Raw genomic sequence first — 24,340 nt, forward strand, 5'->3', positions numbered from 1 at the left:
GGCACCGGTGGCGCGGCGCCTTGTCCGGGCGAACCCCCACGAGCACCATGCGGGGTTCCCCGAAGGCCGCGTTCCCGGTCCGTCCGGGACACGCCCGGCCCGTCCGGGGGCGCCCGTCCCTCGTCACAGGAGAACCCGATGCGTCTGCGCACCGTACTCGCCACCGCCGTACTGCTCACCCTCACCGCCGCCGCCCCCGCGGTGGCCGCCCCGCCCGGGAAGCCGGTGCAGAAGGGGAACCTCCTCCTCACCGTCTCGGGCGGCGGGAACACCTGGATCAGGGGCGTCCGGCTGCTCTGCCCGCCGGTGCCCGGCACCCACCACCCCCACGCGGTCGCCGCCTGCGCGGACCTCGCGGCGGCGGACGGCGATCTCGACGCCCTGCCCGGCGACCCGCACCTGTGCACCAAGGAGTCCGACCCGGTGACGGCCGAGGCCACCGGCATCTGGGACGGGCGCCGCGTCTCCTGGCGCCGGACCTTCCCCAACCCCTGCGAGATGGACGTCGCCACCGGGCCCGTCTTCCGCTTCTGAACCGGACCGCCGGGGCCGCGTCGCCCGGGCCGTCCCTGGGCGGACCGGGCGGGAGGGCGGCGGCTCAGGACCGGCGCGTCGCGGCCATCCCCAGGGTGATCAGCCCGAGCACCACCCAGCCGAACCAGAGCCAGCCGCTGTTCCCCAGCGCCACCGTGTACGCGGTGACCACCACCAGGGCGACCATGGTGATCACGCCCATGGACTTCGTGGACCGGGCCATGTCCGCACCCTCCTCACCGGCCACGCGGCCGTGGGTGCCATCGTCACCCCGGAGGCGGGCCCGCCGCTACCGGCCGCGCGTCTGCAAGGAGGCGAGATAGGCGTTGTACGCCTGAAGCTCCCGGTCGCCGTTCCGCTCCTCCGAGCGGTCGGAACGCTTCGCCGCCCGCTGCTCGGAGCGGTACCACTGGAAGACCAGCGCGATCAGCACCAGCACCGAGGGAATCTCGCTGAACGCCCAGGCGATGCCTCCCGCCGCGCTCTGGTCGCTCAGCGCGTCGATGCCGAGCGAGGCCGGCGGGTGCTCGTAGGTGTCGACCATCGGCGTCGTGGCCATCATCAGCGCGATGCCGAAGAACGCGTGGAACGGCATTCCCGCGAACAGCTCCAGCATCCGCATCACGTACCCCGGCCGGTGCGGACCCGGGTCCACGCCCATGATCGGCCAGAAGAACACCAGGCCGACCGCGAGGAAGTGCACCATCATCGCGATGTGCCCGGTCTTCGACTCCATCAGGAAGTCGAACAGCGGAGTGAAGTACAGCGCGTACAGGCTGGCGATGAACATCGGGATCGTGAAGACCGGATGCGTGATGACCCTCATGTACCGGCTGTGCAGCAGCTTGAGCAGCAGCTCGCGCGGGCCGGTACGACCGCGGCCCGCGACCGGCAGCGCGCGCAGTGCCAGGGTCACCGGGGCTCCCAGCAGCACCAGGATCGGCGACAGCATGCTGATCACCATGTGCTGCACCATGTGCACGCTGAACATGACCATGCCGTAGTCGTTCAGCTTGGTGCACATCACCAGGGCGATGCTCAGCACGCCCACGAAGAAGAAGACCGTCCGCCCCACCGGCCAGGCGTCCCCGCGCCCGCGCAGCCGCAGCACGCCGTACCCGTACAGGCCGAGTGCGAGAAGGCAGCCGATGAGGAAGAACGCGTCGGGGGAGAACTGGAGCCCCCGTTCCAGCGTGAACGGCGGCAGATCCATGTTCATGCCGTGCCCGCTGTGATCCATCTGTTCACTCCCGCTGTGGACGTCCCCGATACGCGCCGGTTGTCCCGACCAGAGTAGAACCGCCCCCGGTCACGGCTGCGACCGGGGGCGGTTGTGCGGGGCGAGGGCAGGAGGTCAGAGCACGCACTCGGCCTCGGCGTACCGCTCGGCCGGGACCGTCTTCAGCGTCTCGACGGCCCGCGCCAGCGGCACCAGCGTGATGTCCGTGCCCCGCAGCGCCGTCATCATCCCGAACTCGCCGCGATGCGCCGCCTCCACCGCGTGCCAGCCGAATCGGGTGGCGAGCACACGGTCGTACGCCGTCGGGGTGCCGCCGCGCTGCACATGACCGAGGATCACCGGGCGGGCCTCCTTGCCCAGACGCTGCTCCAGCTCCGTGGAGAGCTGCGTGGCGATGCCGGTGAACCGCTCGTGCCCGTAGATGTCCTTGGCGCCCTGCTCGAACTGCATGGAGCCCTCGCGCGGCTTGGCGCCCTCCGCGACGACGACGATCGCGAACTTCTTGCCGGCCGAGAAGCGCTTGCCGACCACCTGGGTCAGCTCGTCGATGTCGAAGGGCCGCTCCGGCACGACGATGGCGTGCGCCCCGGCCGCCATGCCCGAGTGCAGGGCGATCCAGCCGGTGTGGCGGCCCATGACCTCGACGATCAGCACCCGCTGGTGCGATTCGGCGGTGGTCTTGAGCCGGTCGAGTGCCTCGGTGGCCACACCGACGGCGGTGTCGAAGCCGAAGGTCACGTCGGTGGCGGCGATGTCGTTGTCGATGGTCTTGGGGACGCCGACGATCGGCAGGCCCGCCTCGGAGAGCAGATGGGCCGCCTTCAGCGTGCCCTCGCCGCCGATCGGGATGATCACGTCGAGACCGAGGTCGGCGACGTGCCCCCTGGCCTGCTCGACGCCGCCGCGCAGATGGGCGGGCTGGACCCGGGAGGAACCGAGGATCGTGCCGCCGCGGGCGAGGATGCCGGCGACCGAGTCGAGGTCGAGCTTGCGGTAGTCGCACTCCAGGAGACCCTTCCACCCGTCGTGGAAGCCGATGACCTCGTCGCCGTGGTCGACCACCGCGCGGTGCACGACGGAACGGATGACGGCGTTCAGGCCGGGGCAGTCGCCGCCGGAGGTGAGTACACCAATTCGCATTGCCCGGGAAACCTTTGCAACGTGGGCCGACGACCGGACCCCGTCGTCCGGTTGGATGCCCGCCACCCTACCGGCGCGGGGTGGCGGGACCGAACCGGGCGTCCGCCTGCTGGACGCCGCTCAGCTGAGCGAAAAGTGCCTCATCAGGCGGGCTGGGTCGCCGAGGCGATGCGCTCGGCGCGCAGCGCGTCGTACCAGCGGTCGTCCGTCGGCGGCAGGGCGTTGACATCCAGCGCCAGCTTCAGCAGGAGGTCCGCGATCAGCGGGTTGCGCGCCATCACCGGCCCGTGCATGTACGTGCCGAAGACGGTGTCGTTGTACGCGCCCTCGGTGCCGTCCCCGGTGCCGTTGCCCCGGCCGAACTGCACCCGGGCGAACGGCCGCGCCGTCGGCCCGAGGTGGGTGACGCCCTGGTGGTTCTCGAACCCGGTCAGCGGCGGCAGGCCGAGCCGCGGGTCGATGTCGGCGAGCACGTCGCCGACGCACCGGTCCCCCTCGCCGCGGGTGGAGACCACGTCGAGCAGCCCGAGGCCGGGCTCGCGCTCGCCGAGGTCGTTGATGAACTCGTGGCCGAGGATCTGGTACCCGGCGCAGACCGAGAAGATGATCGCGCCGTTGGAGGCGGCCCGGTTCAGTCCGCCGTCGCGGCGCAGCCGCTCCGCGGCCAGGCGCTGCGGCCGGTCCTCGCCGCCCCCGACCAGGTAGATGTCGCCGGACGTCGGGATCGGCTGGTCGCTGCGGACGTCGACGCGCTGCACGTCGAGACCGCGCTGCCGCGCCCGGCGCTCGACCACCAGCGCATTGCCCTGGTCGCCGTAGGTGCTGAGGAGGTCCGGGTACACCCAGACGACACGCAGACCGTTGTTGCTCATGCTTCGTCCTCTCCGGAGGTGGCCGGGGCCGGGGTCAGTTGCCGACACGACGGCGCAGATCCTGGAAGGCGGTGTAGTTGGCGATGACCTCGATACGGCCGGGCGGGGCCTGCTGCACGGCCTCGTCGAGGCTCTCGCAGACCCGGAAGTCGAGACCGGCCACCTCCAGCCGGACCGCGAGGTCCAGCTTGCGGTCGCCGAGCACGAAGATCGGGTGGCCGGCGAGCTGGGTGTAGTCCACGTCCCACAGCCAGGAGGTGTCGGTGCCGTCCGCGCCGCGGGCGTTGACGGACAGGACCACCGGGGTTGGCGGCGGCTCGATCAGGGAGAACGTCTCCAGCCAGCCGGCCGGGTTCTTCGCCAGCAGCAGCCGCAGTTCGCGGCCGAGGAACGTCACCACGTCGTACCGGCCGGCCACGGCCTGCACCTGGTACATGCGCTCCAGCGCGACCTGCGGCGGCACACCGAAGACCGCGGCCACCGCGGCCGACGTGGCCGCGTTGGCCTTGTTGGCGCGGCCGGGCAGCTGGAGGTGGATCGGCCAGGCCGAACCGTGCGGGTCCAGGACGTAGTCGCCGTGCAGGACCCAGCTGGGGGCGGGGCGGCGGAATCCGCACTCGCCGCAGAACCAGTCGTCACCGGGGCGCTGCATCACGCCGCCGCACGACGGGCAGGACCAGGCGTCGTCCTTCCACGCCTGACCCGCCGCCACCCACACCACGTTGGGGGACGAGGACGCCGCCCAGACGATCAGCGGGTCGTCCGCGTTGGCGACGATCACGGCCTTCGAGCCGGACAGGCCCTCGCGCCACTTCTCCGCGAGCATCCGGGTCTCCGCGGCGCGGTCCAGCTGGTCGCGGGAGAGGTTGAGCAGCGCGATCACCTTGGGCGTCGTGTCGCGCGCGACCCCGGCGAGGTACTTCTCGTCGACCTCTATCACGCCGTACTGCGCGTCCGAGCCGCCCGCCAGCGCCGAGGTGATACCGGCCGGCATGTTCGCGCCGAGCGCGTTGGACACGACCGGGCCCGCGGCCCGCAGCGCCTCGGCGATCAGCCGGGTCGTCGTCGTCTTGCCGTTCGTCGCCGACACGAGGATCACGTCCAGGTGCTGCGCCAGTCGCCCCAGCAGGTCGGGGTCGAGCTTGAGCGCCACCCGGCCGCCGATCACCGATCCGCTGCCGCGCCCCGCGGCGCGCGACACCGCCGCCGCGGCCTTGCCCGCCGTCACGGCCAGCTTGGCCCGCGGCGACAGCGGCTCCGTGTTGCCTGCCATCGTCCTAGATCCTCCTTGCATCGGTCCGCGCCCAGCCTATCGATGTCCGGCCCGGACGCCGCACCTCGGCACCGCCGGGACCGCCCGGGGCGGCCGGAACGTACGATGGCCGCCATGCGAAACCGCCCGATCCCCGGCAGTTCCGGACTGGTTCGCGCCATGAGCCTGCTCGGAGACCCGGTGCTGCATGGCGCCTGCGATCCCGTCACGGACTTCGGCCCCTCGCTCGCCCGCCTCGTCGAGGACATGTACGCCACCATGTACGCGGCAGGCGGCGTGGGGCTCGCGGCCAATCAGATCGGTGTGCCGCGGCGCGTGTTCGTCTACGACTGCCCCGACGACGAGGACGTCCGGCACCTCGGACACGTCGTCAACCCGCGTCTGGTCGAGGCGGACGGCGTCACCGTGCGCGGCCCGGAGGGCTGCCTCTCGCTCCCCGGCGTCGAGGCCGGCACCCCGCGCTTCGACCGGGCCGTCGTCGAGGGCGCGACCCTCGGGGGCGAGCCCGTCCGGATCGTCGGGACCGGCTTCTTCGCCCGCTGCCTCCAGCACGAGTGCGACCACCTCGACGGGAGGGTCTACACCGACCGGCTCACCGGGCTGCGCCGGTCCAGGGCGCTGCGCGCGGCCCGCCGGGCACCCTGGGCGCGGGGCGGCTGACGCGGAGCGGGCGCGGACGAGCGAGCCGGGCGCGGGGTGCGGTCGGCCGCACCCTCAGAACCCCGGGCCCCCGGGCCGGTCGTCCACGGCGGCCAGCCTGCCCCACAGCAGATCCGCCAGGCTGCGGACCAACTGTTCGCGGGAGCAGGGCCGTTCCCCCAGCCACCAGTCTCCCGCGGCGTGCATCATGCCGACGATGCCATGACCCCAGATGCGGGCCATCGCCTCGCCGTCCGGTCCCAGGTCCACCCGCTCGGCGATCACCTTGGCGAGCTCCTCGCCGAGTCTGCGCAGCAGCGGGGCGGAGTGCCGCCCGATGTCGAAGCCCCGCTCCGCCGAGGCCGCCGAGTCGTCGGAGGGGTGCATCAGGAAGCGGTAGACCTGCGGCCGGGCCTCGATGGCCGCGAGATAGGTGTCGAGCGTCGACTCCACGCGCCGCCGGCGCTCGGCGGGCGCGTCGAGCGCCGCCCGCAGGGCGATCAGCAGGGCGTCCGTGTGACGCTTGGCGAGGGCGCGGTAGAGGCCGCCCTTGTCGCCGAAGTGCCGGTAGAGGATGGGCTTGGTGATCCCGGCCTCCGCCGCGATGGCGTTCATCGAGGCGCCCGGCCCGTCCCTGAGCACCACGCGGTCGGCGGCCTCCAGCAGCTCGCGGCGGCGGTTCTCGGCCGCTGACCGTTGCCGTTCGGCCCGTCGTGTGGTCTCCATGTCGCCCTCTCCCCGCCCCCGCCGTTCCCGTGCGTCGTGCCTGCGCAACGTAACACCCCACCCCGCGGGGCGCGGATCGGCACCCGTCCGGTTGACACGGGCTACTTACCGGTAACAGACTTCTGTTACCGCAAGTAACCATTGATTTCAGGGCAATACCTGGAGGGGCAACATGGCCGAGTTCACGCTCGAACTCAACGACGACCAGAAGCAGGTACGCGACTGGCTCCACGGCTTCGCCGCCGACGTGATCCGCCCGGCGGCCTCGGAGTGGGACGAGCGTGAGGAGACCCCCTGGCCGATCATCCAGGAGGCGGCCAAGGTCGGCATCTACTCCCTCGACTTCTACGCCCAGCAGTTCTTCGACCCCACCGGGCTCGGCATCCCGATGGCGATGGAGGAGCTGTTCTGGGGCGACGCGGGCATCGCCCTGTCGATCGTCGGTACGGGCCTGGCGGCCGTGGGCGTCCTCGCCAACGGCACCGAGGAGCAGATCGGCACCTGGATCCCGCAGATGTACGGCGACGCCGACGACGTCAAGGTCGCTGCGTTCTGCTCCTCCGAACCGGACGCCGGTTCCGACGTCGCCTCGATGCGCACCCGCGCGGTGTACGACCGGGCGAAGGACGAGTGGGTGCTGAACGGCACCAAGACCTGGGCGACCAACGGCGGCATAGCCAACGTGCACGTCGTCGTCGCCGTGGTCGACCCCGAGCTCGGCTCCAAGGGGCACGCCTCGTTCATCGTGCCGCCGAACACCCCCGGCCTCTCCCAGGGCCAGAAGTTCAAGAAGCACGGCATCCGCGCCTCGCACACCGCCGAGGTGGTCCTGGAGGACGTGCGCGTCCCCGGGCACTGCCTGCTCGGCGGCAAGGAGAAGCTCGACCAGCGGCTGGCCAGGGCCCGGGAGCGCGCCGCGTCCGGCGGCGAGCGGGTGAAGAACGCGGCGATGGCCACGTTCGAGGCGTCCCGCCCCTCTGTCGGCGCCATGGCGGTCGGCACCGCCCGCGCCGCCTACGAGGTGGCACTGGACTACGCGAAGACCCGCACCCAGTTCGGCCGGCCGATCATCGACAACCAGGGCGTCGCCTTCCAGCTCGCGGACATGCGCACGCAGATCGACGCGGCCCGGCTGCTGGTCTGGCGGGCGTCCTGGATGGCCGCCACCGGCAAGCCGTTCACCTCGGCCGAGGGCTCCATGTCCAAGCTCTACGCGAGCGAGACGGCCAAGAAGGTCACCGCACAGGCCGTCCAGATCCTCGGTGGCAACGGCTTCACCCGCGAGTACCCGGTGGAGCGGATGCACCGGGACGCGGCGATCTACACCATCTTCGAGGGCACGAGCGAGATCCAGCGCCTGGTGATCGCCCGCACCCTCTCCGGCATGCAGATCCGCTGACGCGGCGCGCGGGCCCGCGGGAGGTGCGGGCCCGCGCGGAGCCGGCCGTCAGACGGGCAGCTGGGCCTCGATGGCGGCCACCAGCTCCGCGGCCTCCGGGTCCGTGCCCGGACGCAGCCGCGCGACGGGCTCGCCCGTCGGCGAGATGAGGAACTTCTCGAAGTTCCACTGCACATCGCCCGCCTCGCCGTCCGCGTCCGCCAGCGCGGTCAGCTCGGCGTAGAGCGGGTGGCGTCCCTCGCCGTTCACCTCGGTCTTCTCCAGCAACGGGAAGGTGACCCCGTACGTCGTCGAGCAGAAGGTCCCGATCTCCTCCGGACTCCCGGGCTCCTGGCCGGCGAACTGGTTGCACGGCACGCCCAGCACGGTGAAGCCCCGGTCCGCGTACGACTTCTGCAGCCGTTCCAGGCCCGCGTACTGCGGAGTGAGCCCGCACTGGGACGCGACGTTCACCAACAGGACCGCGCGGCCGCGGTATTCGGCGAGCGAGGTGGGCTCGCCGGAGAGGGTGCGCAGGGGGATGTCGTACAGAGTCATGCGGCGCTCCTTGTGAGGGTGGCTTCCAACAGCCATTGTCCTGCCCGCCGGTTGATCGACACGAACTCGAACGCCGGGTCGCCCGGGGTGCTCACCCATGAACCCCTCGCGTCGAGCGCCGCCGGGAAGTCGCAGAGCAGACGCCCGCCTGGGAGGATCGTGCCGTGGACCCCGCAGAACCCCTCTTCGAACCAGGCGCCGAGCCCGCGGCCGAGGACGGCACAGCCGACCGGACACCCCGCCGACGGACGGTGCGCTGCCGCCTGTGCGGCCGCCCCCTCACGGGGACGGAGTCGCGCCGTGCCGGCCTCGGCCCCTCCTGCGACGCCAAACTGCACCCCGCGCCCCCGGACATCCGCACCCGCCGCCATGAGGTCGAGCAGGACCCGTTGCCCGGCGTCTGAAGCGGTACGGCTACGAGCCGAGGGCCCGGAACAGCCCCTCCTGCACCACGGACACCAGCAGGTTGCCCGCGCGGTCGTAGATCCGGCCGCGCGCCAGCCCCCGACCACCGGTCGCGATCGGCGACTCCTGGTCGTAGAGGAACCACTCGTCCGCCCGGAACGGCCGGTGGAACCACATCGCGTGGTCCAACGACGCCATGTCGAAGCCGCGCGGACCCCACAGCGGTTCCACCGGGAGCCGGACCGCGTCGAGCAGCGTCATGTCACTGGCGTACGTCAACGCGCAGGTGTGCACCAGCGGATCGTCGCCCAGCGGCCCGACCGCGCGCATCCACACCGCGCTGCGCGGGTCGGCCCCCTTCACCTCGTCCCGCGTCCAGCGCAGCCGGTCGACGTACCGGATGTCGAACGGCTGGCGGCGGGCCATCCGCTCCAGCGCTTCCGGCAGCTCCCCGAGATGCGCCCGCACCTCCTCGGCGACCGTCGGCAGCTCCTCCGGGCCGGGAACCTCCCGGGCGGGCGGCAGCTGATGCTCGAAACCGGCCTCTTCCGGACGGTGGAACGACGCCGTCAGGCTGAAGATCGTCCGGCCCTGCTGAACGGCCGTGACCCGGCGGGTGGTGAACGACCGGCCGTCCCGGATGCGCTCCACCTGGTAGACGATCGGCACCCCCGGGCGTCCCGGACGCAGGAAGTACGCGTGCAGCGAATGCACCGGCCGGTCCCCGTCCGTGGTCCGCCCCGCCGCGACCAGCGCCTGCCCGGCGACCTGGCCGCCGAACACCCGTTGCAGCGACTCGTGGGGGCTGCGCCCCCGGAAGATGTCGACCTCGATCCGTTCCAGGTCGAGCAGGTCGACCAGACGTTCGGCGGGGTTCGTCATGCGGTTCGTCTCCACTCTCGCAGCGGCGCGGCCCTCAGGGCGTACGCCCTCACAACTGACCGACGGAGGTGACGCGGACGACCGCGCGCCCCTCCTCGTCGGAGGCGGCCAGATCGATCTCCGCGCCGATACCCCAGTCGTGGTCGCCGTTCGGGTCGGCGAACGTCTGCCGGACCCGCCACACTCCGTGCGCGGGATCCTCCTCGATCCTCAGCAGCTTCGGGCCGCGCGCGTCCGGGCCTGTGCCAAGGTCGTCGTACTCGTCCCAGTAGGCGTCCATCGCCTCGCCCCACGCGTCCTCGTCCCAGCCCGACTCGCCGTCCAGCTCGCCCAGTTCGGCGACCTGGTCCAGCGCGGCCAGCTCGACCCGGCGGAACATCGCGTTGCGCACCAGCACCCGGAACGCGCGGGCGTTGGCCGTGACCGGCTTCACCTCGTCGGCCTTCTCCTGCGCCTCCTCGGCGGTCTCCAGCTCCGGGTTGGCGAGCTGCTCCCACTCGTCGAGCAGACTGGAGTCCACCTGGCGGACCATCTCGCCGAGCCAGGCGATCAGGTCCTGGAGGTCCTCGGACTTGAGGTCGTCCGGGACGGTGTGCTCCAGCGCCTTGTACGCGCTCGCCAGGTAGCGCAGCACGATGCCCTCGGTGCGGGCCAGCTCGTAGTGGGAGGTGAACTCCGTGAACGTCATGGCGCGTTCGTACATGTCGCGGATCACGGACTTCGGCGACACCGGGTGGTCGCCCACCCACGGGTGGCTCCTGCGGTACACGTCGTACGCGTGCCACAGCAGCTCGCTCAGCGGCTTCGGGTACGTGACCTCCTGGAGCAGCTCCATCCGCTCCTCGTACTCGACGCCGTCGGCCTTCATCCGCCCGACCGCCTCGCCGCGCGCCTTGTTCTGCTGCGCGGCGAGGATCTGACGCGGGTCGTCCAGCGTCGACTCGACGACGGAGACCATGTCCAGGGCGTACGAAGGGGAGTCGGGGTCCAGCAGGTCGAACGCGGCGAGCGCGAAGGTGGACAGCGGCTGGTTGAGCGCGAAGTCCTGCTGGAGGTCGACGGTGAGCCGGACGATCCTGCCCTCCACGTCCGGCTCGTCGAGCCGCTCCACCACACCGCCGTCCAGCAGCGAGCGGTAGATCGCGATGGCCCGGCGGATGTGGCGCAGCTGCGCCTTGCGCGGCTCGTGGTTGTCCTCCAGCAGGCGCCGCATCGCCTCGAAGGCGTCGCCGGGGCGCGCGATCACGGACAGCAGCATCGTGTGCGTCACCTTGAAGCGGGAGGTGAGCGGCTCCGGATCGGACTGGATCAGCTTGTCGAAGGTGGTCTCCGACCAGGCGACGAAGCCCTCCGGGGCCTTCTTGCGGACCACCTTGCGCTTCTTTTTCGGGTCGTCGCCCGCCTTCCTGACCGCCTTCTCGTTCTCGATGACGTGCTCGGGCGCCTGTGCCACGACGAAGCCCGCCGTGTCGAAACCGGCCCGCCCGGCCCGGCCCGCGATCTGGTGGAACTCCCGGGCGCGCAGCGTGCGCACACGGGTGCCGTCGTACTTGGTGAGCGCCGTGAACAGCACCGTACGGATGGGGACGTTGACGCCGACGCCGAGCGTGTCCGTGCCGCAGATCACCTTCAGCAGACCGGCCTGGGCGAGCTTCTCCACCAGGCGCCGGTACTTCGGCAGCATGCCCGCGTGGTGCACCCCGATGCCGTGCCGCACGTAGCGCGACAGGTTCCGGCCGAACTTGGTGGTGAAGCGGAAGTTGCCGATCAGATCGGCGATCTTCTCCTTCTCCTCCTTCGTGCACATGTTGATGCTCATCAGCGACTGCGCCCGCTCGACGGCCGCGGCCTGGGTGAAGTGCACGATGTAGACGGGAGCCTGCCGGGTGTCCAGGAGCTCGGTGAGGGTCTCGGTGATCGGGGTCAGCCGGTACTCGTAGCTGAGCGGCACCGGCCGGGTGGCGGAGCGGATCACGGACGTGGGACGGCCGGTACGGCGGGTCAGGTCCTCCTCGAACATCCTGACGTCGCCGAGCGTGGCCGACATCAGGACGAACTGGGCCTGCGGCAGCTCCAGCAGCGGGATCTGCCACGCCCAGCCGCGGTCCGGCTCGGCGTAGAAGTGGAACTCGTCCATCACGACCTGGCCGATGTCCGCGTACTTCCCGTCACGCAGCGCGATGGACGCCAGCACCTCGGCCGTGCAGCAGATCACCGGGGCGTCGGCGTTGACCGAGGCGTCGCCGGTGAGCATGCCCACGTTCTCCGTGCCGAACAGCTTGCAGAGGTCGAAGAACTTCTCCGAGACCAGGGCCTTGATCGGCGCGGTGTAGAAGGTGACCTTGTCCTGGGCCAGCGCCGTGAAGTGCGCACCGGCCGCGACCAGGCTCTTCCCGGAGCCGGTCGGGGTGGAGAGGATCACGTTCGCCCCGGACACGACCTCGATCAGCGCCTCCTCCTGAGCCGGATAGAGGGAGATGCCCCGGGTCTCGGTCCATGACGAGAAAGCCTCGAAGAGGGCGTCGGGGTCGTCGGTCGGGGGCAGCTGATCGATAAGGGTCACGCCCCCATCTTGCCTGCCTTCCGCCCGGATGAGGGAACCGGACGACTGTATGAAGATCACGGACGATACGCTTTCCCACTCAACTCGGCCGCGCCGCAGCGGTCGTGGCGGCGACACGGAACTGGGGGCGGGAAGCACCATGATGGGACCGGCACACTCACTGTCCGGGGCGGCGGCCTGGCTGGGGGTGGGCGCGGCGGTCTCGGCGACGGACCACGCGATGCCGTGGCCGGTGCTCGTCGTAGGGGCGTTGATCACGGCCGGGGCGGCGCTCGCCCCGGACCTCGACCACAAGTCCGCGACGATCTCCCGCTCCTTCGGGCCGGTCTCCCGGTGGCTCTGCGAGGTCGTCGACACGCTCTCGCACGCCGTGTACAAGGCCACCCGGGGCTCCGGCGACCCGCGCAGGAACGGCGGTCACCGGACCCTGACCCACACCTGGCTCTGGGCGGTCCTGGTCGGTGGCGGGGCCTCCGTCGCGGCGATCACCGGCGGCCGGTGGGCGGTCCTCGGGATCCTCTTCGTCCACCTGGTGCTGGCCGTCGAAGGGCTGCTGTGGCGGGCCGCCCGGATGTCCAGCGACGTGCTGGTGTGGCTGCTCGGCGCGACCAGCGCCTGGATCCTGGCGGGCGTGCTGGACCAGCCGGGGAACGGATCGGACTGGCTGTTCACCGCCCCCGGCCAGGAGTACCTGTGGCTCGGGCTGCCGATCGTCCTCGGCGCCCTCGTCCACGACATCGGCGACGCGCTGACCGTGTCGGGCTGCCCGATCCTGTGGCCGATACCGGTGGGCCGCAAGCGCTGGTACCCGGTCGGACCGCCGAAGGCCATGCGGTTCAGGGCCGGCAGCTGGGTCGAGCTGAAGGTGCTGATGCCGGTGTTCACGGTGCTCGGCGGGCTGGGCGGGGCGGCCGCGCTGAACGTCTTCTGATCCGCGCCGCGCGCCCCGGCCGCGGCGGTCGGGGCGCGCGAGGGACGGGCCGGGCCCGGCGCCTCAGCCGTGCCAGGACCGCCACAGCGCCGCGTACGCGCCGTCCGCCGCCACCAGCGCGGCATGGCTGCCCAGCTCGCTGATCCGGCCGTTCTCCACCACCGCGATCACGTCCGCGTCGTGCGCGGTGTGCAGCCGGTGGGCGATCGCCACGACCGTACGGCCCTCCAGAACCCGGGCCAGTGACCGCTCCAGGTGCCGGGCGGCCCGCGGATCCAGCAACGACGTGGCCTCGTCCAGCACCAGCGTGTGCGGATCGGCCAGGACCAGCCGGGCCAGGGCGATCTGCTGGGCCTGGGCCGGGGTCAGCGCCAGACCGCCGGAACCGACCTCGGTGTCCAGCCCCTTCTCCAGGGCCCTCGCCCAGCCGTCCGCGTCGACCGCCGCGAGCGACGCCCACAGCTCCGCGTCCTCGGCACCCGCCCGCGCCAGCAGCAGATTGTCCCGCAGCGACCCGACGAACACGTGGTGCTCCTGATTGACCAGCGCCACATGGGTCCGTACGTCTTCCGCCCTCATCCGCGACAACCGCGCGCCGCCCAGCGTGACCTCACCCGTGCGCGGGGAGTAGATCCCGGCCAGCAGCCGGCCCAGGGTGGACTTGCCCGCCCCGGACGGACCGACCAGCGCCAGGCGCGTGCCCGACGGCACGTCCAGGGACACCCGGTGCAGGACGTCCAGCCCGGCACGGTAGCCGAAGCGCACCTCGTCGGCCCGCACGTCCCGGCCGTCCGGGAGGACCCCGGCGTCGCCCGTGTCCGGCTCGATGTCCCGGACACCGACCAGCCGCGCCAGCGACACCTGCGCCACCTGCAGCTCGTCGTACCAGCGCAGGATCAGTCCGATCGGGTCCACCATCATCTGCGCCAGCAGCGCACCCGTCGTCAGCTGGCCGACGGTCAGCCAGCCCTCCAGCACGAACCAGCCGCCGAGCATCAGCACCGCACCGAGGATCAGCACATAGGTGACGTTGATGACGGGGAACAGCACGGAACGCAGGAACAGCGTGTACCTCTCCCACGCGGTCCACTGCCCGACGCGGGTGTCCGACAGGGCCACCCGGCGCGCCCCCAGACGGTGGGCCTCCACGGTCCGCCCGGCGTCCACCGTCTCCGCGAGGACCGCCGCCACCGCCGCGTATCCGGCGGCCTCCGAACGGTACGCGGAAGGCGCCCGCCGGAAGTACCAGCGGCAGCCCAGGACCAGCAGCGGCAGCGCGACCAGGACCGAGAGCGCCAGCGGAGGGGCCGTCGCGGTGAGCGCGGCGATCAGCAGCCCGGCCCACACCACGCCGATCGTCAGCTGCGGCACGGCCTCGCGCATCGCCTCGGCCAGCCGGTCGATGTCCGTGGTGATCCGGGACAGGAGATCGCCCGTACCCGCGCGCTCCAGCACACCCGGTGGCAGTCGCACCGACCGCACGAGGAAGTCCTCGCGCAGATCGGCGAGCATCTCCTCACCGAGCATCGCGCTGCGCAGCCGCATCAGCCGGGTGAACACCGTCTGCACGACGAGCGCCAGCGCGAACACCGCGACCGTGCGCTCCAGACGCAGGTCACCGACGCCGTCGGCGAGGTCCTGGACCAGCCCGCCCAGCAGGTACGGGCCGACGACCGAGGCGATCACCGCGACGGCGTTGAACGAGACGAGCAGCGCGAACGGCCCGCGATGGCGCCGCAGCAGCTCCCGTACGTAGCTCCGCACCGTGGCGGGGGTGCCCACCGGCAGGGTCGTCGCCGACTCGGGCGCCGCCGGGTCGTGGGAGGGTTTCGCGACGCCGATCATGCCCGCTCCTCGATTTCCTCGTCGGCTTCGTGCGGGCCCCGGGCGCCCCGGTCCGCGATCTCCTCGTCCGTCTCGCGCGTGACCACCGCCCGGTAGCGCGGTTCCGTGTGCAGCAGTTCACGGTGCGTTCCGGCCGCGACGACCGTGCCCCGGCGCACCAGTGCCACCCGGTCCGCCGCGTCGAGCAGCAGCGGCGAGGAGGCGAGTACGACGGTGGTGCGTCCCCGGCGCACCTCCTTGATCCCGGTGGCGACCCCGGCCTCCGTGTGGGAGTCGACGGCCGAGGTCGGCTCGTCGAGGACCAGCACCTCCGGATCCGTCACCAGGGAACGCGCCAGGGCGAGCCGCTGGCGCTGCCCGCCCGAGAGCGAACGGCCGCGCTCGGTGATGCGGGCCGTCATCGGGTCGCCGTCCGAGGCGGTGGGCGCCTGCGCCAGCGCGTCCAGCACATCGCCGCACCGGGCGGCCGACAACGCCTCGTCGGCGGGCACCCGCCCGGACGAAGGGACGTCCAGCAGCTCGCGCAGGGTGCCGGAGAGCAGCACCGGATCCTTGTCCTGGACCAGTACGGCGGTCCGGGCCGCGTCCAGCGGGAGTTCGTCCAGGGCCACGCCCCCGAGGAGGACGGACGGCGGCTGCGGCCCGGTCGCGGCACCGGCCCCCCTACGTTCCGGCGCGCCCTCGTCCGGGCCCTGGTCCGGGCCGGTGCCGGTCGCGGTGTCCGCGCCCGTTCCCGCAGGGGCGTGGCCACCGAGCCGTTCGGCCAGGCGGCCCGCCTCGTCCGGGTCGCCGCAGACCACCGCGGTGAGCAGACCGGCCGGTGCCAGCAGCCCGGTGACCGGGTCGTACAGGTCGCCGAAGGGCGCGGTCGCGGCAGCCGGGGAGCCAGTGGCCGCGGGCGGGTCGGTGCGGCGCAGCGAGAGCACCCGCACCGCGCGGCGGGCGGAGGGCCGGGAGAAGGAGTACGCCATCGCGATCTCCTCGACGCGGCGGAGCGGGAACAGCATCAGCGCCGCCGCGCTGTACACCGTGACCAGCTGCCCGACCTCGATCCGGCCGTCGCGGGCCAGCGCCGCCCCGTACCCGACCAGCGAGACCAGCAGCAGCCCCGGAAGCAGCACCTGGACCGCCGAGATCAGCGACCACATCCGCGCGCTGTGCACCGCCGCCCGGCGGACCTCCTGCGAGGCGTGGCGGTAGCGGCCGAGGAACAGCTCCTCGCCCCCGATCCCGCGCAGCACCCGAAGCCCGGCGACGGTGTCCGAGGCCAGTTCGGTCGCCCGTCCCGCCTTCTCGCGCTGGAGATCGGCGCGCCGGGCGGCCCGGGGGAGCAGCGGCAGCACGGCCAGGGCCAGCAGCGGCACGGCGAGCGTCACCAGCATGCCCAGTGAGGGCAGGTAGACGACGAGCGCCGTGCAGATCAGCACGATCGCGGCGACGGCCGCGACGAAGCGGGAGAGTGCCTCGACGAACCAGCCGATCTTCTCGACGTCGCCGGTGGACACGGCGACGACCTCGCCCGCGGCGACGCGGCGGGTCAGTGCCGAACCCAGCTCCGCGGTCTTGCGTGCCAGCAGTTGCTGGACGCGCGCGGCGGCGGTGATCCAGTTGGTGACGGCGGTCCGGTGGAGCATGGTGTCGCCCAGCGCGATCAGCACGCCCAGGACGGCGAACAGGGCGCCCGCCCAAGCGAGCCGGGCGCCGGAACGGTCGACGGCCGCCTGCACGGCGAAACCGACCGCGGGCGAGAACCCGGCCAGCGCGCACTGGTGGAGCAGCCCCCACCCCATCGCCTTGAGCTGGCCGCAGAGTTGATTGCGCCCCAGCCAGAGCAGGAATCGCGGGCCCGAGCGGACGTCGGGAACGCCGGGATCCGAGTACGGAAGATCGCGAATCTTCATGAGGTCCCAGGGGTCGGTGTGCCGGACGGCTCGGAGAAAGCCGCAAACCCGCCCCAGGTTGTCCCCGCCCGGCGGCCGGAGCAATCGAATTTTCCCCGGGGGAGTCGTTTTGGACATGCCCCGGCCGCCGTACCGGTGGCGGAGAAGGGCCGCGGAGCCGGGCCCCGCAGCCTGCCTACCGACCGTCAGATCCCCTCCGGCTTCTCCGAATCCATGCCGGGACGGGCCTTCTTCCACTCACCGCGCGTGAAGTCCGGGATCTGCTGCGGCGCGCCCTTCGCCTTGATGGACAGATGGCTCAACGGCACGGGTGCCGTCCAGGTCGCCGCGTCGTACACGTCGAAGTCCGGGACGAGGCCGAGCTGCATGCACTGCATCAGCCGGAACACCAGCATGTAGTCCATTCCGCCGTGTCCGCCCGGCGGGTTGGCGTGCTCCTTCCAGAGCCAGTGGTCCCACTGGGCGTACCGGGAGAAGTCGCCCCAGGCGTCGTTCGTGTGGTCGGGCTCGATGTAGATGCGGGCCGGGTAGTCCTCGAAGACGCCCTTCGTCCCGCCGAGACTGTTGATCCGCGAGTACGGGTGCGGGGTCGACACGTCGTGTTCCAGCCGGATGACCCGGCCCTTGGCGGTCTGGACGAGACTGATCGTACGGTCGGACTCGATGTAGGTCTCCTTCCAGCTCGGGTCGCCGGGCGGCATGTTGTTCCTGCGGTACTCGGCGAGTCCCAGCGACGGGGAGCCGACGCTGGTGATGCTGACCGCACGGTCGCCGCGGTTGATGTCCATGTAGTTGGCGACCGGACCGAAGCCGTGGTTGGGGTAGAGGTCCCCGCGCAGCCGGGTGTGCCACAGTCTGCGCCACGGGCCCTCGTAGTACTCCGGATCGAACATCAGGCCACGCAGGTCGTGGTTGTACGCGCCCGCGCCGTGCAGCAGATCGCCGAAGAGCCCGGCGTGCGCCATGCGCAGCACACGCATCTCGTTGCGGCCGTAACAGCAGTTCTCCAACTGCATGCAGTGACGCCTGGTGCGCTCGGAGAGGTCGACCAACTCCCAGAGCTCGTCCAGCCGGAGCGCGATCGGGCACTCCACGCCGACGTGCTTGCCGTTCAGCAGGGCGGTCCTCGCCATCTCGAAATGGAAGTCCCAGGGCGTCGCCACGTAGACGAAGTCGATGTCCCCGCGCCGGCAGAGGTTCTCGTAGTCGTTCTCGCCGTTGGTGTAGACGGCGGGCGACGGCTGTCCCGCCGCGGTCACCTTCGCCGCCGCTCGCTCGGCCTTGGCCCTGACCGGGTCGCAGACGGCGACGACCCGTACGCCTTCCAGGGCGAGGAAGAGGTCGATCATGCTGCCACCGCGGTTGCCGAGCCCGACCAGCCCGACCCGGACGGTGGAGCGCCGGTCGAACGGAACCCCCACCATGGTGCGCCCCCGGCGCCGCGGCGCGGACGCCTGCTCCGCGCCGGCCGAGTGCGGGCCCGGGACGGGGGCGGCGGACGCGGTCCCGGTGCCGAGACCGCCGAGCGCGAGCCCGGCACCGGCCACCGAGGCGGTCGTCCACAGGACCGAGCGGCGGCTCATCGGGCCCGGGTCGCCGCTCTCCGCGCCGTGGTGCCGGGGGGTTCCGTGCTGCGTGGCGTCGTGCTGCGTACCGTCGTCGTGCTGTGCTGCGTCGTTCATCGATCCTCCAGAAGGGGGGTCTGACGTGCGCGGCCGGTGAATGAACCTCGTGGAGGACCTTGGTCGTCGAGTCCGTCGACGCGCAAGGGGAACGATTGGATTCCTGATCCCAAACCATGGACTTTCGTGAACCACGGGCCTCGTGCGCGTGCGAAAGCCGGGTGGGTCCGGTCATGACCGGACCCACCCGGCGGGTGAGGACGTCGGCGGGCCGTCGGACGACCGGCCGTGAGGCGGTCGCCGGGTGGCCCCGCGCGGGTCAGCGCACGACCGCTCCCGGCCGCGTCGCCCGTTCCAGCTCCATCAGCACGGAGTAGTACGAGTGGCCCGTGGCCCGGTCCATGCCGATCTCGCACATGCGGTTGGCGGAGAGGTAGGCGTCGTAGTCACGGGTGTTCACCTCCGCCGCCTCCTTGGCCGTGGCCGACTCCGTCAACTCCTTGTGCAGCATGCCGCGGTCGCCCGCGAAGGCGCAGCATCCGGCGTCGTCGGGGATCACGACCTCCTCCGCGCAGGCCTCCGCGACCGTGCGCAACTGCTCCACATCGCCCAGATGCTGCATGGAGCACGTCGGGTGCAGCACCGCCGAATCGACCTTGCGGAGCACCGTCAGCCCGGGGAGCAGTTCGTCGGCCGCCCAGACCAGGGAGTCGACGATGGTCAGCTCCCGGTGCAGCTCCCTGTTGTCGTCGGTGAGGTACGGCACCACCTCGTGGGCGATGCCCAGGGTGCACGACGAGGCGTCGACGACCAGGGGGAGCCTGCCGCCGGCCGTCCAGCCCCAGGCCGCTTCCACGATGCGGTTGGCCATCACGGTGTTGCCCTCGTCGTACCCCTTCGAGTGCCAGATCGTCGCGCAGCAGGTGCCCGCGACATCGTCCGGGATCCACACCGGCTTCCCGGCGCGGGCGGAAACGGCGACGACGGCCTGTGGCAGGGACGGGCCGCGATGGCCCTCCGGGCCGCCGAAGATGCGGTTCACACACGCCGGGTAGTAGACGGCCTTCGCCCCGACGCGGGAGGTGCGGGGGAGCTTCCGGGCGGCGGCGCCCGGGGTCTCGGGAAGCCACTCGGGCATCAGGTCGGGGCGTACGGCCTTGCGGGCGAGCCCGGTGATGGTCTCCAGCGGTCCGTCGCCGATGCGGTCGCCGATCCGGTCGGCCGCGGCGACCGCGAGACGTGCCGCCGCCTCCACCGCCTTGAAGTTCTTGGCGGTGAGCGCCGCGATCCGCTCCTCGCGCGGCGAGTGCCGACGGTGGCGGAAGTCCTTCATCATGGCGCCCGTGTCGATGCCGACCGGGCAGGCCAGCTTGCACGTCGAGTCGCCCGCGCAGGTGTCGACGGCGTCGTAGCCGTACGCGTCCAGCAGCCGCGACTCCACCGGCGAGCCGCCCGTCTGCCGCATCATCTCCCGGCGCAGCACGATGCGCTGGCGCGGGGACGTGGTCAGGTCGTGGCTGGGACAGGTGGGTTCGCAGAAGCCGCACTCGATGCAGGGGTCCGCGATCAGTTCCACCTTGGGGATGGTCTTCAGGCCGCGCAGATGGGCCCTGGGGTCGCGGTCGAGCACGATGCGCGGGGCCAGTACCCCGTCCGGGTCGATGACCTGCTTCGTGCGCCACATCAGCTCGGTGGCCTTCGGGCCCCACTCCAGTTCCAGGAACGGGGCGATGTTGCGGCCGGTGGCGTGCTCGGCCTTCAGGGAGCCGTCGAAGCGTTCCACCGTCAGTCGGCAGAAGTCGTCCATGAACGCGGCATAGCGCTCGACGTCGGACGGCTTCGCCGCGTCGAAGGCGAGCAGGAAGTGGAGGTTGCCGTGCGCCGCGTGCCCGGCGACGGCGGCGTCGAAACCATGTTCCGCCTGGAGCGCGAGCAGGGCCTCGCAGGCATCGGCCAGCCGGGAGGGAGGCACCGCGAAGTCTTCCGTGATCAGCGTCGTCCCCGAGGGCCGCGATCCGCCGACCGCGGTGACGAACGCCTTGCGGGCCTTCCAGTAGCCCGAGATGACCTGGGCGTCACGGGTGAACTCATTGGTCACCGAGGCCACCGGCGCGACCAGGTCGAGCCTCTCGACGACGGACGCGGCGGCCCGCTCGTACGCCTCCTGTCCCGCTTCGTCGGGGGCCCGGAACTCCACCAGCAGCGCCGTGGTCTCCTTCGGCAGCCCGGCCCAGTCGGCGGGCACGCCCTGGACGCTCACCGACGCGCGCAGCGTGTTGCCGTCCATCAGCTCGACGGCGATCGCCCCCGCCGCGTTGAAGTGCGGCACGGCCGCCGCCGCCGCGGTCAGGGAGGGGAAGAACAGCAGACCGGTGGAGACGCGTCGGTCCAGCGGAAGCGTGTCGAAGACGACCTCGGAGATGAAGCCGAAGGTGCCCTCGGAGCCGACCATCAGCCCCCGCAGGATCTCGACGGGCGTCGACCCGTCCAGGAAGGCGTCGAGGCGGTAGCCGTTGGTGTTCTTGATCTCGTACTTGGCCCGGATGCGCGCGGTCAGCTCGGCGTCCGCCTCGATCTCCGCCTTCAGCGCCAGCAGTTCCTCGCAGAGCCGGGGCTCGGCCCGGGCCAGGTCCTCGTCCGCCGAGGGGGCGCCCGTGTCGACGACCGTGCCGCTCGGCAGGACGAACGTGAGGGAGGAGACGGTGCGGTACGAATTGCGGGTCGTGCCCGCGGTCATGCCCGAGGCGTTGTTGGCGACGACTCCGCCGACCGTGCAGGCGATGGCACTGGCCGGGTCGGGGCCGAGCAGCCGGCCGTGGCGGGCGAGCGTGGCGTTGGCCCGCACGATCGTCGTCCCGGGCCGGACACGGGCGCGTGCGCCGCCGTCCAGCACCTCGATGCCCGCCCAGTGGTGGCGCACGTCGACCAGGATGTCCTCGCCCTGCGACTGGCCGTTCAGGCTGGTGCCCGCCGCGCGGAAGACGACCTCGCGGCCGTTGTCGTGCGCGTACGAAAGGATCGCCGCGACGTCGGCGATGTCCTCCGGGACCACGACGACCTGCGGCACGAACCGGTAGGGGCTGGCGTCGGAGGCGTACTTCACCAGGTCGGAGACCTTCCACAGCACCTTCTCGGCCCCCAGCAGGCCGATCAGCGCGCTGCGCAGCGGTTCGGGCGTGCCCGGGGACCGCCGGTCGGGGACCCGGTCCGGGGACGGCGTGCGCACCGCGTCGGGACGGAGTGCTTCGGGCTTCGGCTCCAGCAGCGGCATGTCGGGCTCTCCTCGGCGGTTCTGTTCTGTTCGTTCGGTACGTCCGGCCGGTGTGCCGGGCACGGACCGGCCGGACGCGCGTTCCCACAGGTTTAGCAGTGGCGCTCCGGCATGCCGTTGACCAGGGCGGACAACAGCCCGCCCAGCACCTCGCGCTGATCGATGGTCAATGGGGCCAGGATCTCCTCCGCGGCGGCCCGGCGCGCGTCGCGCAGTGACCGGAGGGTGGCGAGGCCCTCCTCGGTGATCTCGATCCGGATCACCCGGCGGTTGTCCGGGTCGGGGGCGCGGCGCACCCGGCCGCTCGCCTCCAGGCCGTCGACCAGACTCGTCACGGCGCGCGGGACGACGTCCAGCCGCTGGGCCAGGTCCGCCATCCGGGGCGGCCCGTCGTAATGGGCCACGATGCGCAGCAGCCGGAACTGGGCGGGAGTGATGCCGATCGGCTCCAGCTGGCGGCTCTGGATCCGCTGGAGCCTGCGGGTCACCCGCAGCAACTGCTCGGCGAGTACGCCGTCTGCGTCGGAGGAGTCCATGGCGGAATAATATCAGGACCACATTCATTGTGAGTGAAGGTAACAATGAGCTAAGCTCTCGAAATGCCGGATGCCCGGCCCTTGGCCCGGACCCGAACCGCTCCGGGGCCGGATGCCGGACCGGCCGGACCCGGGTCCCCACGACCCCGCACCGTCGAAGGAGCCCATGAAACCCGACGAAATCAACTGGACGCCCCCGCCCCGGGACGGAGAACACCCGCCCGCCGAGGTGCGTCGCATCCTGCGCCTGTTCCGTCCCTACCGAGGCCGGCTCGCCCTGGTGGCGCTGCTCGTCGGCGCCTCGTCCCTGGTGTCGGTCGCCTCGCCGTTCCTGCTGCGCGAGATCCTGGACACCGCCATTCCGCAGGCGCGCACGGGACTGCTGTCGCTGCTCGCCCTCGGGATGATCGTGGCCGCCGTGACGAACGGGGTCCTCGGCGTCCTGCAGACGCTGATCTCCACCACGGTCGGCCAGCGCGTCATGCACGATCTGCGCACCGCGGTCTACGCCCAGCTGCAGCGCATGCCGCTCGCCTTCTTCACCCGGACGAGGACCGGCGAGGTGCAGTCCCGCATCGCCAACGACATCGGCGGCATGCAGGCGACCGTCACCTCCACCGCGACCTCGCTGGTCTCCAACCTCACCGCGGTCGTCGCCACGGTCGTCGCGATGCTGGCGCTCGACTGGCGGCTCACCCTGGTCTCGCTGCTCCTGCTGCCGGTCTTCGTGTGGATCAGCCGCAAGGTCGGCCGCGAACGCAAGAAGATCACCACCCGCCGCCAGAAGCAGATGGCCGCCATGGCCGCGACGGTCACCGAGTCGCTCTCCGTCAGCGGCATCCTGCTCGGCCGCACGATGGGCCGGGCGGACTCCCTCACCGAGGGCTTCGCCGAGGAGTCGGAGAAGCTGGTCGATCTCGAAGTGCGTTCCAGCATGGCCGGGCGGTGGCGGATGGCGACGATCGGCGTCGTCATGGCCGCCATGCCCGCCGTCATCTACTGGGCGGCGGGGCTGGCCCTGGGATCGGGCGGTCCGGCCGTCTCCATCGGCACGCTCGTCGCCTTCGTCTCGCTCCAGCAGGCGCTGTTCCGGCCGGCCGTGAGCCTGCTCTCCACCGGAGTGCAGATGCAGACGTCCCTCGCGCTCTTCCAGCGGATCTTCGAATACCTCGACCTCGACGTGGAGATCACCGAGCCCGAGCACCCCGTCCGGCTGGAGAGGATCCGCGGCGAGGTCAGCTTCGAGCACGTCGACTTCAGTTACGACGAGAAGAACGGTCCGACCCTCAGCGACATCGACGTGACCGTACCGGCGGGCGGCAGCCTGGCGATCGTCGGACCCACCGGGTCGGGCAAGTCCACCCTCGGCTGTCTGGTGCCCCGGCTCTACGACGTCACCGGCGGCCGGGTCCTGATCGACGGCGTCGACGTGCGCGAGCTCGACTTCGACACCCTGGCGCGGGCCGTGGGGGTGGTCTCCCAGGAGACGTACCTCTTCCACGCCTCGGTCGCCGACAACCTGCGCTTCGCCAAACCGGACGCGACCGACGCCGAGATCGAGGCGGCCGCCCGTGCGGCGCAGATCCACGACCACATCGCCGCACTGCCCGACGGCTACGACACCCTGGTCGGGGAGCGGGGCCACCGCTTCTCGGGCGGCGAGAAGCAGCGCCTGGCCATCGCCCGTACGATCCTTCGCGATCCGCCGGTGCTGGTGCTCGACGAGGCGACGAGCGCCCTGGACACCCGTACGGAATTCGCGGTTCAGGAAGCGATCGACGCGCTTTCCGCGGGCCGTACCACCATCACCATCGCCCACCGGCTCTCCACCGTCCGCGACGCGGACCAGATCGTCGTCCTCGACGGCGGTCGCACGATCGAACGCGGCACCCACGACGAGCTGCTCGCGCAGGACGGCCGCTATGCCGCGCTCGTCCGGCGCGACAGCCGACTGGCCCCGATGGCGACCTGATCGACGAGGCCGGGTGTGCGGCCCCGAGCGGCCTGCACACGCGGCGGCGCCG

At 71.7% G+C, this 24,340-nt stretch carries 20 protein-coding genes; 6 read left to right on the forward strand and 14 right to left on the reverse strand.

Annotation, left to right across the window (positions count from 1 at the left end; all coding sequences use genetic code 11):
• Nucleotides 1–138: 138 nt before the first annotated feature.
• Nucleotides 139–534 (forward strand): SSI family serine proteinase inhibitor, encoded by a 396-nt coding sequence (locus ACFYY6_RS23280; protein ID WP_351625819.1) that lies wholly within the window; start codon nt 139–141, stop codon nt 532–534.
• A gap of 64 nt (nt 535–598) precedes the next feature.
• Here the strand turns inward: ACFYY6_RS23280 and ACFYY6_RS23285 are convergent, their stop codons facing one another.
• From ACFYY6_RS23285 to ACFYY6_RS23305, 5 genes are all read right to left on the reverse strand, one after another.
• Nucleotides 599–757, reverse strand: coding sequence for a hypothetical protein (locus ACFYY6_RS23285; protein ID WP_351625821.1), 159 nt, complete (start codon nt 755–757; stop codon nt 599–601).
• Nucleotides 758–823: 66 nt separating this feature from the next.
• Nucleotides 824–1,774, reverse strand: a complete 951-nt coding sequence (locus tag ACFYY6_RS23290; RefSeq protein WP_351516514.1) for a cytochrome c oxidase assembly protein — start codon at nt 1,772–1,774, stop codon at nt 824–826.
• A gap of 114 nt (nt 1,775–1,888) precedes the next feature.
• Nucleotides 1,889–2,914, reverse strand: coding sequence for a 6-phosphofructokinase (locus tag ACFYY6_RS23295; protein WP_351625825.1), 1,026 nt, complete (start codon nt 2,912–2,914; stop codon nt 1,889–1,891).
• 143 nt (nt 2,915–3,057) lie between these two features.
• Nucleotides 3,058–3,786 carry a glutamine amidotransferase gene (locus ACFYY6_RS23300; RefSeq protein ID WP_351516511.1) on the reverse strand — a complete coding sequence of 243 codons (729 nt, stop codon included), beginning with the start codon at nt 3,784–3,786 and terminating at the stop codon, nt 3,058–3,060.
• Nucleotides 3,787–3,820: 34 nt separating this feature from the next.
• Entirely contained in the window at nt 3,821–5,059 is a 1,239-nt protein-coding gene (locus tag ACFYY6_RS23305) for a MurT ligase domain-containing protein (RefSeq protein WP_351516510.1), read from the reverse strand.
• A 105-nt stretch (nt 5,060–5,164) separates the two neighbouring features.
• On the opposite strand from ACFYY6_RS23305, the gene def reads away from it, so the two are divergent.
• Nucleotides 5,165–5,719 (forward strand): peptide deformylase, encoded by a 555-nt coding sequence (def, locus tag ACFYY6_RS23310; protein ID WP_351625830.1) that lies wholly within the window; start codon nt 5,165–5,167, stop codon nt 5,717–5,719.
• Nucleotides 5,720–5,773: 54 nt separating this feature from the next.
• Here def and ACFYY6_RS23315 read toward each other — a convergent pair whose 3' ends face one another.
• On the reverse strand, nt 5,774–6,424 hold the full coding sequence (locus ACFYY6_RS23315) for a TetR family transcriptional regulator (RefSeq protein ID WP_351516507.1): 651 nt from the start codon (nt 6,422–6,424) through the stop codon (nt 5,774–5,776).
• A gap of 172 nt (nt 6,425–6,596) precedes the next feature.
• Between ACFYY6_RS23315 and ACFYY6_RS23320 the strand changes: the two genes are divergently transcribed.
• On the forward strand, nt 6,597–7,823 hold the full coding sequence (locus tag ACFYY6_RS23320; RefSeq protein WP_351516506.1) for an acyl-CoA dehydrogenase family protein: 1,227 nt from the start codon (nt 6,597–6,599) through the stop codon (nt 7,821–7,823).
• Nucleotides 7,824–7,871: 48 nt separating this feature from the next.
• On the opposite strand, the gene ACFYY6_RS23325 is transcribed toward ACFYY6_RS23320, so the two are convergent.
• Entirely contained in the window at nt 7,872–8,360 is a 489-nt protein-coding gene (locus ACFYY6_RS23325; protein WP_351516504.1) for a glutathione peroxidase, read from the reverse strand.
• Between the two features lie 164 nt (nt 8,361–8,524).
• On the opposite strand from ACFYY6_RS23325, the gene ACFYY6_RS23330 reads away from it, so the two are divergent.
• Nucleotides 8,525–8,764 (forward strand): DUF6011 domain-containing protein, encoded by a 240-nt coding sequence (locus ACFYY6_RS23330; protein WP_351516502.1) that lies wholly within the window; start codon nt 8,525–8,527, stop codon nt 8,762–8,764.
• 10 nt (nt 8,765–8,774) lie between these two features.
• Here ACFYY6_RS23330 and ACFYY6_RS23335 read toward each other — a convergent pair whose 3' ends face one another.
• Together ACFYY6_RS23335 and ACFYY6_RS23340 are read right to left on the reverse strand one after the other, a co-directional pair.
• Nucleotides 8,775–9,647, reverse strand: a complete 873-nt coding sequence (locus ACFYY6_RS23335) for an acyl-CoA thioesterase II (protein ID WP_351516500.1) — start codon at nt 9,645–9,647, stop codon at nt 8,775–8,777.
• Nucleotides 9,648–9,696: 49 nt separating this feature from the next.
• Complete coding sequence (locus ACFYY6_RS23340) at nt 9,697–12,210, reverse strand: DEAD/DEAH box helicase (RefSeq protein WP_388651919.1); 2,514 nt, start codon at nt 12,208–12,210, stop codon at nt 9,697–9,699.
• 139 nt (nt 12,211–12,349) lie between these two features.
• On the opposite strand from ACFYY6_RS23340, the gene ACFYY6_RS23345 reads away from it, so the two are divergent.
• Nucleotides 12,350–13,141 (forward strand): metal-dependent hydrolase, encoded by a 792-nt coding sequence (locus ACFYY6_RS23345; protein ID WP_351625838.1) that lies wholly within the window; start codon nt 12,350–12,352, stop codon nt 13,139–13,141.
• A 63-nt stretch (nt 13,142–13,204) separates the two neighbouring features.
• Here ACFYY6_RS23345 and ACFYY6_RS23350 read toward each other — a convergent pair whose 3' ends face one another.
• From ACFYY6_RS23350 to ACFYY6_RS23370, 5 genes are all read right to left on the reverse strand, one after another.
• Nucleotides 13,205–14,986, reverse strand: a complete 1,782-nt coding sequence (locus ACFYY6_RS23350; protein ID WP_389194912.1) for an ABC transporter ATP-binding protein — start codon at nt 14,984–14,986, stop codon at nt 13,205–13,207.
• Entirely contained in the window at nt 14,983–16,887 is a 1,905-nt protein-coding gene (locus ACFYY6_RS23355) for an ABC transporter ATP-binding protein (protein WP_351625842.1), read from the reverse strand. The genes ACFYY6_RS23350 and ACFYY6_RS23355 overlap by 4 nt, the downstream gene beginning before the upstream one ends.
• 185 nt (nt 16,888–17,072) lie before the next feature.
• Nucleotides 17,073–18,470 carry a Gfo/Idh/MocA family protein gene (locus tag ACFYY6_RS23360; protein WP_389194929.1) on the reverse strand — a complete coding sequence of 466 codons (1,398 nt, stop codon included), beginning with the start codon at nt 18,468–18,470 and terminating at the stop codon, nt 17,073–17,075.
• A gap of 358 nt (nt 18,471–18,828) precedes the next feature.
• A complete protein-coding gene (locus ACFYY6_RS23365; RefSeq protein WP_351516490.1) occupies nt 18,829–21,780 on the reverse strand; it encodes an FAD-binding and (Fe-S)-binding domain-containing protein in 2,952 nt (983 codons plus the stop codon).
• Between the two features lie 92 nt (nt 21,781–21,872).
• Nucleotides 21,873–22,316, reverse strand: coding sequence for a MarR family transcriptional regulator (locus tag ACFYY6_RS23370; protein ID WP_351625848.1), 444 nt, complete (start codon nt 22,314–22,316; stop codon nt 21,873–21,875).
• Between the two features lie 166 nt (nt 22,317–22,482).
• Between ACFYY6_RS23370 and ACFYY6_RS23375 the strand changes: the two genes are divergently transcribed.
• Entirely contained in the window at nt 22,483–24,288 is a 1,806-nt protein-coding gene (locus tag ACFYY6_RS23375; protein WP_389194916.1) for an ABC transporter ATP-binding protein, read from the forward strand.
• The last annotated feature ends 52 nt before the right edge of the window (nt 24,289–24,340 follow it).

It is taken from the genome of Streptomyces sp. NPDC001750 (genome assembly GCF_042892615.1).
In the GTDB taxonomy this organism is placed as follows: Bacteria; Actinomycetota; Actinomycetes; order Streptomycetales; family Streptomycetaceae; genus Streptomyces.